The sequence below is a fragment of the Streptomyces sp. NBC_01224 genome, assembly GCF_036002945.1.
Lineage (GTDB): Bacteria > Actinomycetota > Actinomycetes > Streptomycetales > Streptomycetaceae > Streptomyces.
In genome coordinates, this window is sequence record NZ_CP108529.1 from 5,276,754 (window position 1) to 5,290,835 (window position 14,082).

The window sequence follows — 14,082 nt, forward strand, 5'->3', positions numbered from 1 at the left end:
GTATGCTCGCTTCATGACCGATCCTCAGCGCGGACGTCCGACCACCAACTCCATGCGGCGCGCCCTCAAGCGGGCCCGCGACGGTGTCGCTCTCGATGTGACCGAGGCCGCCGTGCTGCTCCAGGCGCGAGATGACGATCTGACGGATCTCGCCGCCTCGGCCGCCCGGGTGCGCGACGCCGGCCTCGAAGCCGCCGGCCGGCCCGGTGTCATCACGTACTCCCGCAAGGTCTTCATCCCGCTGACCCGGCTCTGCCGCGACAAGTGCCACTACTGCACCTTCGTCACCGTCCCCGGCAAGCTCCGGCGCGAGGGCCACGGGATGTTCCTGTCGCCCGACGAGGTGCTGGACATCGCCCGCAAGGGCGCGGCCATGGGCTGCAAGGAAGCGCTGTTCACGCTCGGCGACCGGCCCGAGGACCGCTGGCCCGAGGCACGGGAGTGGCTGGAGGCCGAGGGGTACGACGACACCCTCGCGTACGTACGCGCCATGGCGATCCGCGTCCTGGAGGAGACCGGCCTCCTCCCGCACCTCAACCCGGGCGTGCTGACCTGGACCGACCTCCAGCGGCTCAAGCCCGTCGCCCCCTCCATGGGCATGATGCTGGAGACGACGGCCACCCGCCTGTGGTCCGAACCGGGCGGCCCGCACCACGGCTCCCCGGACAAGGAACCGGCCGTGCGCCTGCGCGTCCTCGAAGACGCGGGCCGCTCCAACGTCCCGTTCACGACCGGCGTCCTGATCGGGATCGGCGAATCGTACGAGGAGCGCGCCGACTCCCTCTTCGAGCTGCGCAAGACCGCCCGCGCCTACCACGGCATCCAGGAAGTCATCGTCCAGAACTTCCGCGCGAAGCCGGACACGGCGATGCGCGGCATGCCGGACGCCGAGCTGGAGGAACTGGCCGCGGCCATCGCCGTCGCCCGGCACATCCTCGGCCCGTCCGCCCGCATCCAGGCCCCGCCGAACCTCGTCGACGCCGAGTACGCGCTGCTCATCGGCGCGGGCATCGACGACTGGGGCGGCGTCTCCCCGCTCACCCCCGACCATGTGAACCCCGAACGCCCCTGGCCCCACATCGACGAACTGGCTGCGAAGACCGCCGAGTCGGGCTTCGCACTCCGCGAGCGACTCACCATCTACCCGGAGTTCATCCAGCGCGGCGAGCCCTGGCTCGACCCCCGCCTGCTTCCGCACGTCCGCGCCCTCGCCGACCCGGAGACGGGCCTCGCGAAGGAGGGTGCGATCCCCGTCGGCCTGCCCTGGCAGGAGCCCGACGAGGAGTTCGGCGCCACTGGACGCACCGATCTGCACCGCACCATCGACACGGAGGGCCGCACCGGCGACCGTCGCGAAGACTTCGACGAGGTGTACGGCGACTGGGAGGCGCTGCGCGAGGCAGCGGCCCCCGGCATGGTCCCGTCCCGCATCGACGCCGACGTACGCCAGGCGCTCGGCCAGGCCGCCGACGATCCGACGAAACTCACCGACGACCAGGCGCTCGCCCTGCTCCACGCGGACGGCCCGGCGCTCGACGAACTGTGCCGGATCGCGGACACCCTGCGCCGTGACGTGGTCGGTGACGACGTCACGTACATCGTCACCAGGAACATCAACTTCACCAACGTCTGCTACACCGGCTGCCGCTTCTGCGCCTTCGCCCAGCGGCGCACCGACGCCGACGCGTACACCCTCTCCCTGGACCAGGTCGCCGACCGGGCCGCGCAGGCGTGGGACGTCGGCGCGGTCGAGGTCTGCATGCAGGGTGGCATCCACCCGGACCTGCCCGGCACCGCGTACTTCGACATCGCGCGAGCGGTGAAGGAACGCGTACCGGGCATGCATGTGCACGCCTTCTCCCCGATGGAGGTCGTCAACGGGGCGACCCGCACCGGCATGTCCATCCGCGACTGGCTGATCGCCGCGAAGGAGTCCGGGCTCGGTTCGATCCCCGGTACGGCGGCCGAGATCCTGGACGACGAGGTCCGCTGGGTCCTCACCAAGGGCAAGCTGCCCACGGCGACCTGGCTGGAGGTCATCAGGACCGCCCACGAGGTGGGCCTGCGATCGTCGTCGACGATGATGTACGGCCACGTCGACCAGCCCCGCCACTGGCTCGGCCACCTGAGGACCCTGGCAAACCTTCAGCAGGAGACCGGCGGCTTCACGGAGTTCGTCACCCTCCCCTTCATCCACACCAACGCCCCGGTCTACCTGGCAGGCATCGCCCGCCCCGGCCCGACCGACCGCGACAACCGTGCCGTCACCGCCATGGCCCGGCTCCTGCTCCACCCGCACATCACCAACATCCAGACCAGCTGGGTGAAGCTCGGCACGGAGGGCGCGGCCGAGATGCTGCGCTCGGGCGCCAACGACCTGGGCGGCACGCTGATGGAGGAGACCATCTCCCGGATGGCGGGCTCCAGTTACGGCTCGTACCGTTCCGTCCAGGACCTCGTCGCGATCGCCGAACTCGCGGGCCGCCCGGCGAAGCCGCGTACGACGCTGTACGGGGAGGTCCCGCCGGAGCGGGTGGCGGCGGCCGCCGCGTCCGACGGGCACCTTCCGGAGCTGCTTCCCGTGCTGTCGGACTGAGCCGTATGCCTTCACCGACCGGCCATGCGTACGGTCCGCGGGCCCAGCGGGCCTCGGCTACAAGACCCCGGCAGAAGTTCACGCCGAATACGTGAAGATGCAGCTCGCGGCAGAGAAAACACCCATAACCGGTGTCCGGAAAATGGATGGCCGCTCAGCCGCGGGGGAGAACAACGAGATGTGGCGCCCCCGGTCGTACCAGGGGGCGCCACGCTCCTCAGGCCGGCCGCCTCAGGCGTGCGCGTTGCGTCCCGTCACGTGGAACGCACTACGCACCTCGACCGCGCAGGCCGCGGTGACGCACAAGGCGACCGCCACCATGCCCGAGCCGATCACGGTGTCCGGGCCGGGATTCTGGCCGAGGACGGTGACCAGCGCCTTCGCGGCGATGGCGACCTGCCCCAGTCCGACGACCGTCAGCCAGGCGACGCGCAGGGCCCGCGGGCTGCGGGTGCGTGCCTTCTCCAGCCCCAGCAGCGCCGCCGCACCCGCCAGCGCGACCACGACTCCGAGCGTGACGGCGACGGAGAGCATCGCGTCCACGGCCGGGGCGTCGGTGTGGTCGAGTTCCGCCGTGTCCGGCGGGAGAACGGTGAACGCCACGGTCATCAGGGCGAGGTAGGTGACCTGGAGGAGGAGAAGGACGGGCACCACTCGCCGGCTGAGCACGGATGTCATGCGTTGCTCCTCACGAGCTTGCCACTCTTGATGATCCACAGCTTCCCACGGCTCGTCCCGTTCTTGCGGGCATCCCTGCTGCGGACGCCCGCACTCGACTTGCCGGTGTTGTCACGGCCGATCCGACGGCCGATGGAGTTGTTGCGCAGGTCCGTCTCCTTGCCGTTGTCCGGATCAGCCGGCGGTCAGGATGCGCCAGTCGCGCGAGCCGATGTCGGCGGGTGTGCCGTCGAGAATCCGGGCCGTGCGCGTCGTGGGTTCGAGGGTGACGGTCGCGAGACTCGCCCAGCGTTGGCCGAGCGGTCTGTCGAGGTCGGGCAGGCAGGTCACCGGCGGTTCGCCGTCCCCCGTCACGAGGCAGCCGGCGAGGTCGTCGGGCGTGGCCGTCGGTTTTGTGCCAGGTCATCGAGTCGCTGTGGGAGGTACTGGTCATCGCGCACAGCCGGGGCGGGCGTCTGCGCGTCCGAGCGCGACGCAGCGGTGGTTCGAGCGGCCTGGGCTCAGCGGAAGCCGAGCATTCCGGCGAGTCGGTCTCGGCGGCCGTCGTGTACACATCGGCCGGCATGTTCGGGCCAAAAACGACCTGCGGGACGTCCGTCCACATACCCGCGCGTACCCAATTCCGCTCCCTCGACCGCCCGTTCCCGTCGATTACAGTGCTGCGCAGTCGCAGGCGGGCGGGCCGACGGGGAGGTGCACGGTGAGCACAGGGACCACAGCCGTCTGGGGCCGTGCCGAGCAGCAGGACTTCCGCAGCCGGGTGCGCGGCGCTCTGCTGGGCGGGGCCATCGGCGACGCGCTCGGCGCGGGTGTCGACGGGCTCACGCTCGAAGAGATCCGGGCGGTCCACGGCGCCGAAGCCGTCACCGACTTCGTACCCGCGCACGGCGGACGCGGCACCGTCACCGCCGTCACCCAGCTCAACCTGTTCACCGTCGACGGGCTGATCCGCGCCCAGGTCCGCCGCGACACCGGTGCCTGGCACCCGCCCACCGATGTGCACCGGGCCCATCTGCGGTGGGCGGCCACGCAGCGCGACTGGGGGCCCGACGAGCGGCGCAAGGACAACGGCTGGCTCGCCCTGCAGGAGTGGCTCTACGCCCGCCGCGCCCCCACCCGGGAATGCCTGACCGGCCTCGGCGACACCACCATGGGCACGCTCGACAAGCCCAAGAACCCCACCGCCCGGGACTCGGCGGCCCTCACCCGGTCCGCCCCGTTCGGGCTGCTCGTCGGCTGGGAGCCTCAGCTCGTCCTCCAACTGGCCGTCGAATGTGCCGCCCAGACCCATGGTCACCCCATCGCCCTGCTCTCCGCGGGCGCCCTCGCCGTCATGATGCACGGGCTGGCCCGCGGCGAGACCCTGGACGGCTCCGTCCAGCACGCCCTGTCCCTGCTCGTCGAGCGCCCGGGGCACGAACCGGTCACCGAGGCGCTGAAGCGGGCCCTCGGCACCGTACGCCAGGGCATTCCGGGACCGGCCCTGATCGAGTCGCTGGGTGCCACGGACGCCGCCGAGGAGGTCCTCGCCGTCGCCGTGTACTGCGCCCTGGTCGGCGAGGACGTGCGGCACGGGCTGCGGCTGGCGGTCAACCACGGTGGACCTTCCGCGGCCACCGGGGCCCTGTGCGGGGCGCTGCTCGGCGCGTTGCACGGCGAGACCGCGCTGCCGCCGGCCTGGCTCGCCGAACTGGAGGGCCGGGCCACCCTGCTGGAACTCGCCGACGACTTCGCGATGGAGATGACGCAGGGCCCCGCCCTGCACAGCCCGTCGGCCGCCGCACCGGGCTGGCTGACCCGCTATCCGCGCGGCTGAGACCCGAAAAGAGGAGCAGGAGGGAGGGGCGGGGTACGGACACCGCCGCGTCCGTACCCCGCCCCTCGGCCCTTTTCCGTGCGGCTGTGCGTGTCAGTCCTTCACGCCCTCCGCGACGGCGGCATCCCCGGAACCGGCCTGCGCCTGCGCCGGAACCGTCGCTCCGGCGCCCGTGCCGTCACCGTCCGAGTTGATCTGCTCGATGATCGCGTCGCGCTCCGGGGTGTCCTCCGGCTTGATGAAGCCGATCACGATGTAGAGGACCAGGGAGATCGCCAGCGGCAGAGCGACCTGGTACTGCAGCGCGACATCCGTCTTCACCGAACCGTCGAAGTTGTAGTTGGTGAAGTAGAACGCCAGCAGACCCGCAGCCCAGCTGACGAGCGCCGCCGTCGGACCCGACTTACGGAACCTGCGCAGCAGGCCCAGCATGAACGGGATCGCGATCGGACCCATCAGACCGGCCACCCACTTGATGACGACGGAGATGATGTCCTTGAACGTCGGCGAGTTGATCTGGGTGGCGAGCGCCATCGACAGACCGAGGAAGCCGAGTGTGGACACGCGGGCCGCCAGCAGACCGGTGCGGCTGCTCCATGTGCGGGCCGCCTTCGAGAGGACCGGGGCGATGTCCCGGGTGAAGACCGCCGCGATGGCGTTGGCGTCGGAGGAGCACATGGCCATCGTGTGCGAGAAGAAGCCGACGACGACCAGGCCCAGCAGCCCGTGCGGCAGCAGCTGCTCGGTCATCAGGGCGTAGCTGTCGGAGGCGTCCGGCTTCTGCGCGTCGACCAGCAGCGGGGCGCACCACATCGGGAAGAACAGGACCGTGGGCCAGACCAGCCACAGCACGGCGGAGAGCCGGGCCGAGCGCTTGGCCGAGGCGGCGGAGTCCGTGGCCATGTAGCGCTGGGCCTGGTTCCACATGCCGCCGTTGTACTCGAAGGTCTTGATGAAGAGGTACGCCAGCAGGAAGGTCACGGTGTACGGGCCGGCCGTCGGGTTCGTGTGGCCCTCGGGCAGCTTGTCCCAGACCGTCCACAGGGTGCTGACACCGTCGAGCTCGGCCATGGCGGTGACGAGCATCGCGACGCCGGCGAAGAGCTGGATGACGAACTGCCCCAGTTCCGTGAGCGCGTCGGCCCACAGGCCGCCGACCGTGCAGTAGACGGCCGTGATGCAGCCGGTGATGAAGATGCCCTGCGTGATCGAGATGCCCGTGAAGACGGAGAGAAGGGTGGCGATGGCCGCCCACTTGGCGCCGACGTCCACGATCTTCAGCAGCAGACCGGACCAGGCGAGCGCCTGCTGGGTCTGGATGTTGTAGCGGTTCTTCAGGTATTCGAGCGGGGACGCGACATGCAGCCGCGAGCGCAGCCGGTTGAGCCGGGGGGCGAAGAGCTGTGCGCCGATGCCGATGCCGATGGCGATCGGAAGCGACCAGGTCACGAAGGACGTGACGCCGTACTGGTAGGCGATACCGGCGTAACCGGTGAACATCACCGCGCTGTAGCCGGACATGTGGTGCGAGATGCCGGACAGCCACCACGGCATCTTGCCGCCGGCCGTGAAGAAGTCGCTGACGTTGTCCACACGCTTGTGGGACCAGAGCCCGATCGCGATCATCACGCCGAAGTAGCCGATGAGCACGACCCAGTCGAGACTGTTCATGTGCCCCCTCCTGGGGTCCGCCTTATGAACGGGTACGCACTTCGTCAGCACGGCCGCTCAGCGGGGCCCCCGTGCGGGAGCGGGGACTTCGGGGATTGAACCGCCTGTCCGGTCCCTCGGTCAAGGTTTTTCGCGATCAGAAATGTGAACGCGGATCAGTAAGTCGAACGATTTTGCTTGTTCTTGACTCACGTAAGCGTTGTCGCGAACGTGACGGCGGCCACACGATGAGCGGGCACTTCGTCAGGCTGTGCAGAGCGTCAGGAGTACCGAGGAGCGCAGAAAGACCGCACGGGATGCGGGTCCCGTGCGGCCGAGAAGGGGGAGAGCCGGCCTTGCGAACCGGTGTTACGAACCGGCCTTGTGAACCGGTGTTGTGGACCGGTGTTGTGAACCGTCCTACCGCATCAGCTCGCCGGCGTTGACCAGCAGGGACTGCCCGGTGATCGCCCGCGCCCGGTCCGAGGCCAGGAACGCGGCGGCCTCGGCCACATCGCCGTCCGTGGCAAGGTCCGGAAGCGCCATGCGCTCCGTGAGCCTGTCCAGCACCTCGGCCTCGGGCACACCCTCGGTGTGTGCCGTGAACCGTACGTACGCCTGCACCGGTGGACCCCACATCCAGCCGGGCAGCACCGTGTTCACCCGGATCCGGTGCGGGCCGAACTCCCGCGCCATGGAGTACATCGCCGAGGTGAGCGCCCCCTTCGAGGCCGCGTACGCCGCCTGCTGCACCTGGGACGGTGCGGCCACCGAGGACTGCGTGCCGATGACGACCACCGAGCCGCCCCGCTCCTTGAGGCCGGGCAGGCAGGCGCGGGTCATCCGTAGCGTGCCGAGCAGATTGACGTCGATGACCGACTGCCAGGTGGCGAAGTCGGCGTCCTCGATTCCGCCGAAGCAGCTGTCCCAGGCGGCGACATGGACCACCGCGTCGATCCGTCCGAACCGCTCCAGCGCCAGTGCGGCGAGCGCCTCGCACTGCGCCTCGTTCGTGATGTCGGTGGCCAGATGGGCGGTGCGCCGGCCTTCCGGGTCGATCTCCGTGGCCGACTTGGAAAGATTGGCGGCGGTGCGTGCCCCGAGCACCGCGCTGCCGCCGTCCCGTACGACTGCCGCCGCGACCTGGTGCCCGAGCCCGGCGCCCACCCCGGACACGATGACGGTCTTCCCCGCGAGCAACATCGGTGGCCTCCCGGCTCTGGCAGTTCTTCTGACGGGGCGTCAGAGTAGGACGCCGCTGCGGAGTACGGAAGGGGAACGGCATGAGCGACGAGACGCGGAGTGACACCTACGCCGAACTGGCCGCGCTGGGACCGTACGGAATCCATCCCGGCCACGCACTGATCACCATGGTCGAACCGCACCTGGGCCATGAGTACGCGTACAACAGATGGTACGAAGACGATCACTACTACGCGGGCGCGATGGCGATGCCCTGGATGTTCGCCGGGCGGCGCTGGGTGGCCACCCGGGAGCTCCAGGAGTTGCGGTACCCGGAGGTGTCCGCGGTCGCGCAGCCGGTCGGCGCGGGGTGCTACCTGTCCACGTACTGGGTGACGGACGGGCGCTACGACGACCACATGAAGTGGACCGTCGGGATCAACAAGCGGCTGAACCGGGACGGCCGGGTCTACCAGGACCGCACCCATGTGTTCACGTCGTTCCAGGACCACGAGGCGACGGTCTACCGGGACGGCGCCTCGGGGCCCCGGGACTTCCATGCACTCGACCACCCCTACCGCGGGCTGGTCCTTCAGGTGATCGACGCCGAAGGGACGCAGCAGCGGGCCGAGTTGCTGGAATGGCTGCGCTCGCGGCATCTGCCGAAGCGGCTGGGCGGCTCCCCGGCGGCGATGGTGACCGTCTTCCGCCCCACGCCGCTGCCGGGCGACCGGATGACCTATGTGAAGCAGGTCGAGGGCGTCGACACCCGGCTGACCCTGCTGTGGTTCCTTCAGGAGGACCCGCGGGACTGCTGGGGCGGGCATTTCACCGGGCTCGACGCGATGGTCGAGGAATCCGGCCTGGGGCGGGTGGAGTTGGTGGCGCCGTTCATTCCGACCGTGCCCGGCACCGATCTCCACGTCGATCAGTTGCGCTGAGAGCCCCGGATCTCCGGGGCAGGCATTTCCCTGTCAGGCATTTCCCGGTCAAGCGTTCTCCGGGTCAAGCATTCTCCGCGTCGGGCATTCTCCGGGTCGGGCATCGAGCCCCCTCGGCCAGGACGGCGGACCAGTCGAGAGGGCTACCGGCAGCACCGGAATCGATGCTGCGATGCGAACGGTGGAAAGTATCGGTCAGGCGTCGACGGCGCCCTTGCCGACGTCACGCACGAAGGCGTTCCACGCTGCGGGGACGAACGTGATCGAAGGGCCCTCGGGGGCCTTCGAGTCGCGTACGGCAATAGCTTGCGCGAGAGGGGACTTGACTTCGACGCAGGCGCCGTTGCCCCCGGAATACGAGGACTTCGTCCACTTGTCCGTAGCACCCTGACGAATGGTCATGTTCACTCCGGTTCAGAGAGTCGTGTGAAAGACACCAACAGCGTTCCGGTTGGCGTGATCGACGCTACTCGCCAAGTCTCTTGAGTGAAGGGGTCGTTCACTCGACCGGATGGTATAAACCACCAAGGTCTTCCATTGCGGGCGGGCGGCGGTGTACCTTACCGCCGCCCCTCCCGTAACATCGCTTCATTTCCCGCATACCGGACTTTGTGGGCTGTCCGGTTTTACGCGCCCGAGCGCCCGGCGTACTCCTTCGCGATGTCGCTGATGAAGTGCCGGGTCTGCTCCACATTCAGCGCTTGTGCCCGCAGGTGCTCGTACATGACGCTGTACCGCTGCACATCATTGGCTTTCTCCAGATACAGGTCGCTGGTGACGCCCTCGATATAGACGACACTGGAGTCCGCGGCGTCCGGGAATTCCAAAACGGCGTACTGGCCGTTGATGCCGGGGTGCGCGCCCATCTCGAACGGGAGCACCTGCACGGTCACGTGCGGCAGGTGCGACAGCTCGACCAGCTGCTCCAACTGCTCGATCATCACCTGCTTGCCGCCGACCAGCCGGCGCAGCGCGGACTCGTCGATCACCGCCCACAGCCGCAGCGGATGCTCCAGGGAGGTGATCCGGTCCTGGCGGCGGGCCCGGACGCTGACGCGCTTGTCGATGTCGGCAGGCGGGGCCTCCGGCAACGCGCCTTGGATCAGCGACTCGGCGTAACTCCGGGTCTGCAACAGGCCCGGGACCACCTGGGGTTCGTACACCCGCAGCGATTCGGCATCGGTCTCCAGACCGATGTAGACGCTGTACGGGATGTCGCCGAAGGCGTGCCACCAGCCCTGCTGGCGAGAGTCCTTGGCCATCTGCATGAGCGAGTCGACGATCCGGTGATCCTCGACCTCGTACACCCCGCAGAGATCACGTACATCGCGCTGGCTGATGGAGCGGCGGCCGTTCTCCAGGCGGCTGATCTTCGACTGCGAGACAAGCAGCCGCTCCGCCACCTCCTCGGCCGTCATGCCCTTGAGTTCGCGCAGTCGGCGCAATTCCTGGCCCAATCGGCGTCGCCTGACGGTGGGATTGACGTTGGACGGCACGGAAACGGCACCTCCGGCTATGTAGCTGTGCGTATCTACTGCTGAGCAGATTGCCACCCATGCCCCCGGCCGCGCTGGGAAATGGCGACACGCAGACGCGCGGGGCAGCCGTGATTCCGGCTGCCCCGCGCTTGGTGCGGCTCCCGAACCGGGTCTTGGGGACGACGGTGCGGCGGTATTCGGTTGGTGCTGCGGTGCTGCGGTGCTGCGGTGCTGCGGTGCTGCGGTGCTGCGGTGCTGCGGTGCGTGTGGCGACGGGTGCGGTCCTAGTGGGCCGCGGTGTGCGCCATACTGCCGCGGCGTGACTGCGACTGCACTTGCGGTTGCAACGGCACTCCGGCCGCCTGGTTACGGCGCGGTTGTGCGACCGCCCCGTTCTGGACGTCCATCACGGCATGCGCCACGAGTCCGCCCATCGGGTCGTGTCTGATCAGGTCCCGGAGCCGGGAGCGCGATGAACGCCCCTCGTTCCCGGGATACAGGTGCTTGCCGAGTCCGACCGCGTGGGCCAGCGCGGCGAGCGCCGCGGTCCGCGGGTCCGGCGGTACGCCGGTGCGGATCGCGCTGTCCAGCCTGGATCTGATGTCCCGGCTGATTGCCGTGTCCGTCGCCTGGTAGCGAGTCGTCGGCAGTACTCCGCACATCTGGCCCGCCACGGCATGCACCATGCCGCATCGCTCCAGATGAGCGAGGTAGATCTGGCGCAGCCCCAGCCGGGGCCCACCAATCCAGTGGACCGCCCGAACCGGGCTGCCGCGTCGGCGCAGCAGTTCCAGTGCGGAGTCCAGAGTCGGATCTCCTGTCGGCCGTGGCATCACCACGGCGATACGATCCCCGTCAGGGGCTATCCGTCCTGCCAGAGCCAGCTCCACTAGCTGAGCTCCGGCGAGGCCGAGGTCGAGCGACTGCGGCTGCGCTGTGGTACCCGTGGCCGGGTCCAGAGCGAGCAGCAGAAGCTCCTCCGGAATTGTTCTGCGGCTCCTGCCCATCCATGCCTCCCCGCGTGGATGAATGACAGGGTGACCCCTCTCACATTGGTCTGTCGAGGGCGCCTGGGTGCTTTGCGCGGGAACCAGTAGGTATGTCGTTCTCGTCTAGCAGCCGGGCCGGTGGTTCACACGGGACACTGGTAGATGGTTCGGACAGCGCGGGGGATGTCCCCGCGCCGCATGGAGGAGGCATCGGTGGCGGGCGAGTCCCCCGACAAGTCGAAGCAGCAGAAGTCGTCGGGAACGGCTCGGAGCGAGAGCGATCCGCGGCTTGCCGTCTTCCGTGAACCGTCCGCCGGGGTCGAAGCCGGCGGCGGGACAGACACGGCGACGGCTGTTTTCCGCACGGGGCCGGTCCCGTCGGGCGACGGCGAGGACGGCCAGGGTCCGGAGCGGCCGGAGGCCTCCGGGGCTCAGGAAGGCTCCTCAGGCGCTGAGGGCGCTGAGGGCGCTAAGGGGGCGGGGGAGGCCATTGAGGTCCCGGAGGGGGTCTCTGGGTCCTCCAATGAGTCCTCCGAGGCCGCCGAGTCCTCGAAGGGCGTGAAGAGCGCGGAGAGCGTGGACGTCGCCGAGTCCCCGGAGGACGTGGACGGCGCCGAGCCCGCTGATGACGCTGCGCCCGAGGAGGGTGACGCGCGGCTGCGTGCGGCGGTCGCTGCATGGGTGGCCGAGGACGACGACCAGAGCGACGAGGGCCCGAAGGGCGACGACGCGAAGGCCGCAACGTCCGAGGGCGAGACCGCGCCCGACGCGGATGCGGACACCGACGCGGATACCGGCGGCGTGTCGGAGGGCGATGCGCCTGAGCCGGTCACTCCGGCCGGCGCAGCCTCGGGCAAGGCGACCGCGTCGAATGATGCCGATGCCGATGCCAGCGCGGCGGACGAGCCGTCCGAGGACGCATCCGAGGACGCATCCGAGGACGCGGAAGACGCCGAAGCAGCGTCAGAAGCCGACGCCGGGGACACCGCTGACGCGGACAGCAAGGCCGACAAGGTCGGCAAGGCCGACAAGCCGGACACCGCAGAGGACAAGCGCGGAATCGATCAGCCGACCGCCGTCTTCAGGGCGCCCGCCGCGGCCAAGGTCGACCAGCCGACGACCGCGCTGAAGGTCATCCCGCCCACCTCGAAGCCGGATTCGGGCGCGGAGTCGAAGCCCGAGTCCGCCGCCGAGCGGACCAGCAAGTTCGTACCGCTGCGGGGGGACGATGTACGACCGGCGCCCGCGCCTCGCAAGCCCGAGGCGCCGGCAGCCGCCTCGACGCCCGGCGCCCCGCCGCCCGCCGCCTCCCTCTCCGGAGCCGAGCGGACCACGCAGCAGCCGATGCCGCCCAAGCCGCCGCTCGACCTGCTGGCCGAGCTGACGAACACGCCTCCGCCGCCTCAGACGCCGGTCCGCACCGCCGTCCGCCGGGTCAAGATCTGGACCCCGCTGGTCCTCCTGCTGCTGATCATCTTTGCGATCGCGCAGATGGTGCGCCCGCTTCCGGAGCCCGCGCTCCAGATGTCGGCGAAGCCGACGTACACCTTCAAGGGCAGCAAGCCGTCCCTGCCGTGGCCCGGCGAGGGCCAGGGCTACATGGCGGCGACCGGCCTGGGCACGGTGGACTCGTTCGGCGAGCAGAAGGCCGTGCCGATCGGCAGCGTGGCCAAGGCGATGACCGCGTACATCGTGCTCAAGGACCACCCGTTGAAGAAGGGCGAGAAGGGTCCTTCCATCGAGATCGACGCCAAGGCGGAGTCGGAAGGCAAGCTGTACACGGAGGGCGAGTCGACGCTCGACACCGTCAAGGCCGGTGACAAGCTCACGGAGCAGGAGGCACTCTCCGCGATAATGATCCCCTCCGCGAACAACATCGCGAGGCTGCTGGCGCGCTGGGACGCGGGTTCCGAAAAGGCGTTCGTCAAGAAGATGAACGACACCGCCAAGTCGCTCGGCATGACGAACACCACCTACACCGATCCGTCCGGCCTCAACGCGACCACGGTCAGCTCGGCCGAGGACCAGGTGAAGCTCGGCCAGAAGCTGGTGGAGATCCCGGCGCTGATGGCCATCACCAAGCTGCCGTCGTGGACCGACCCGTCGGGCAAGTTCCATCGGAACTACAACACCCTCGTTCCGTACAACGGTGCGCTCGGCATCAAGACCGGCTCCACCACCAAGGCCGGTGGCAACCTGCTCTTCGCCGCGCACAAGATGGTCGGCGACACGGACCAGCTGATCGTCGGCGCCGTGCTGGGTCAGCACAAGCCCGCCATCATCGACACCGTCAACGCGGTGAGCAAGGAAGCCATGATCGCCACCCAGGATCTGCTGACGAGCGCCAAGGTCGTGAAGAAGGGCGATGTGGTCGGCACCGTCTCCGACGGGCTGGGCGGCAGCACCCCGGTGATCGCGACCAAGGACGTGTCGGCGGTCGGCTGGCCCGGTCTCACGGTCAAGCTCGAACTGACCGACGACGGAAAGACGATCCCGCACTCGGCGGCAGCAGGCACCCACGTCGGAACGCTCACCGTGGGTGAGGGCACCAGCCAGGTGAAGGTGGCCGTCGCGCTGCAGAGCGATCTGGCGGAGCCGACGTTCGGGGACAAGCTGACCCGGATCAGCTGACCGGCCGGATGGCCGAAACCGCCTGGTAACGGGAAGAGGGTGCCGATCCCGGCACCCTCTTCCCGACTGCGTACGTGTTAGCGTCCCGGAGCAACTCAAGGATGCTCGGAAGGCGTCCTCA

Annotated in this window: 11 protein-coding genes; 4 read left to right on the top strand and 7 right to left on the bottom strand. The window is 69.2% G+C overall.

Going from position 1 to position 14,082, the window contains the following annotated elements:
• Positions 1–13 precede the first annotated feature (13 nt).
• A complete protein-coding gene (locus tag OG609_RS23680) occupies positions 14–2,596 on the top strand; it encodes a bifunctional FO biosynthesis protein CofGH (protein WP_327274655.1) in 2,583 nt (860 codons plus the stop codon).
• Positions 2,597–2,827: 231 nt separating this feature from the next.
• Here OG609_RS23680 and OG609_RS23685 read toward each other — a convergent pair whose 3' ends face one another.
• Both OG609_RS23685 and OG609_RS23690 read right to left on the bottom strand, forming a co-directional pair.
• Entirely contained in the window at positions 2,828–3,274 is a 447-nt protein-coding gene (locus OG609_RS23685) for a hypothetical protein (RefSeq protein WP_327274656.1), read from the bottom strand.
• Positions 3,275–3,448: 174 nt separating this feature from the next.
• On the bottom strand, positions 3,449–3,628 hold the full coding sequence (locus OG609_RS23690; protein WP_327274657.1) for a hypothetical protein: 180 nt from the start codon (positions 3,626–3,628) through the stop codon (positions 3,449–3,451).
• 346 nt (positions 3,629–3,974) lie between these two features.
• On the opposite strand from OG609_RS23690, the gene OG609_RS23695 reads away from it, so the two are divergent.
• Complete coding sequence (locus OG609_RS23695; RefSeq protein ID WP_327274658.1) at positions 3,975–5,090, top strand: ADP-ribosylglycohydrolase family protein; 1,116 nt, start codon at positions 3,975–3,977, stop codon at positions 5,088–5,090.
• A 93-nt stretch (positions 5,091–5,183) separates the two neighbouring features.
• On the opposite strand, the gene OG609_RS23700 is transcribed toward OG609_RS23695, so the two are convergent.
• Positions 5,184–6,761 carry a sodium:solute symporter family protein gene (locus tag OG609_RS23700; RefSeq protein WP_327274659.1) on the bottom strand — a complete coding sequence of 526 codons (1,578 nt, stop codon included), beginning with the start codon at positions 6,759–6,761 and terminating at the stop codon, positions 5,184–5,186.
• A 399-nt stretch (positions 6,762–7,160) separates the two neighbouring features.
• Positions 7,161–7,943, bottom strand: a complete 783-nt coding sequence (locus OG609_RS23705) for an SDR family oxidoreductase (protein ID WP_327274660.1) — start codon at positions 7,941–7,943, stop codon at positions 7,161–7,163.
• Positions 7,944–8,023: 80 nt separating this feature from the next.
• On the opposite strand from OG609_RS23705, the gene OG609_RS23710 reads away from it, so the two are divergent.
• Positions 8,024–8,863 (top strand): hypothetical protein, encoded by an 840-nt coding sequence (locus OG609_RS23710; protein ID WP_327274661.1) that lies wholly within the window; start codon positions 8,024–8,026, stop codon positions 8,861–8,863.
• Between the two features lie 195 nt (positions 8,864–9,058).
• On the opposite strand, the gene OG609_RS23715 is transcribed toward OG609_RS23710, so the two are convergent.
• The 3 genes from OG609_RS23715 to OG609_RS23725 all read right to left on the bottom strand — a co-directional run bounded on the left by OG609_RS23715 (position 9,059) and on the right by OG609_RS23725 (position 11,348).
• Positions 9,059–9,265 (bottom strand): DUF397 domain-containing protein, encoded by a 207-nt coding sequence (locus tag OG609_RS23715; RefSeq protein WP_327274662.1) that lies wholly within the window; start codon positions 9,263–9,265, stop codon positions 9,059–9,061.
• A gap of 224 nt (positions 9,266–9,489) precedes the next feature.
• Complete coding sequence (locus OG609_RS23720; protein ID WP_327274663.1) at positions 9,490–10,359, bottom strand: helix-turn-helix domain-containing protein; 870 nt, start codon at positions 10,357–10,359, stop codon at positions 9,490–9,492.
• 266 nt (positions 10,360–10,625) lie between these two features.
• On the bottom strand, positions 10,626–11,348 hold the full coding sequence (locus OG609_RS23725) for a GOLPH3/VPS74 family protein (protein WP_093894223.1): 723 nt from the start codon (positions 11,346–11,348) through the stop codon (positions 10,626–10,628).
• Between the two features lie 165 nt (positions 11,349–11,513).
• Here OG609_RS23725 and OG609_RS23730 point away from each other — a divergent pair, with 165 nt between their 5' ends.
• Positions 11,514–13,961, top strand: coding sequence for a D-alanyl-D-alanine carboxypeptidase (locus OG609_RS23730; protein WP_327274664.1), 2,448 nt, complete (start codon positions 11,514–11,516; stop codon positions 13,959–13,961).
• Positions 13,962–14,082: the final 121 nt, after the last annotated feature.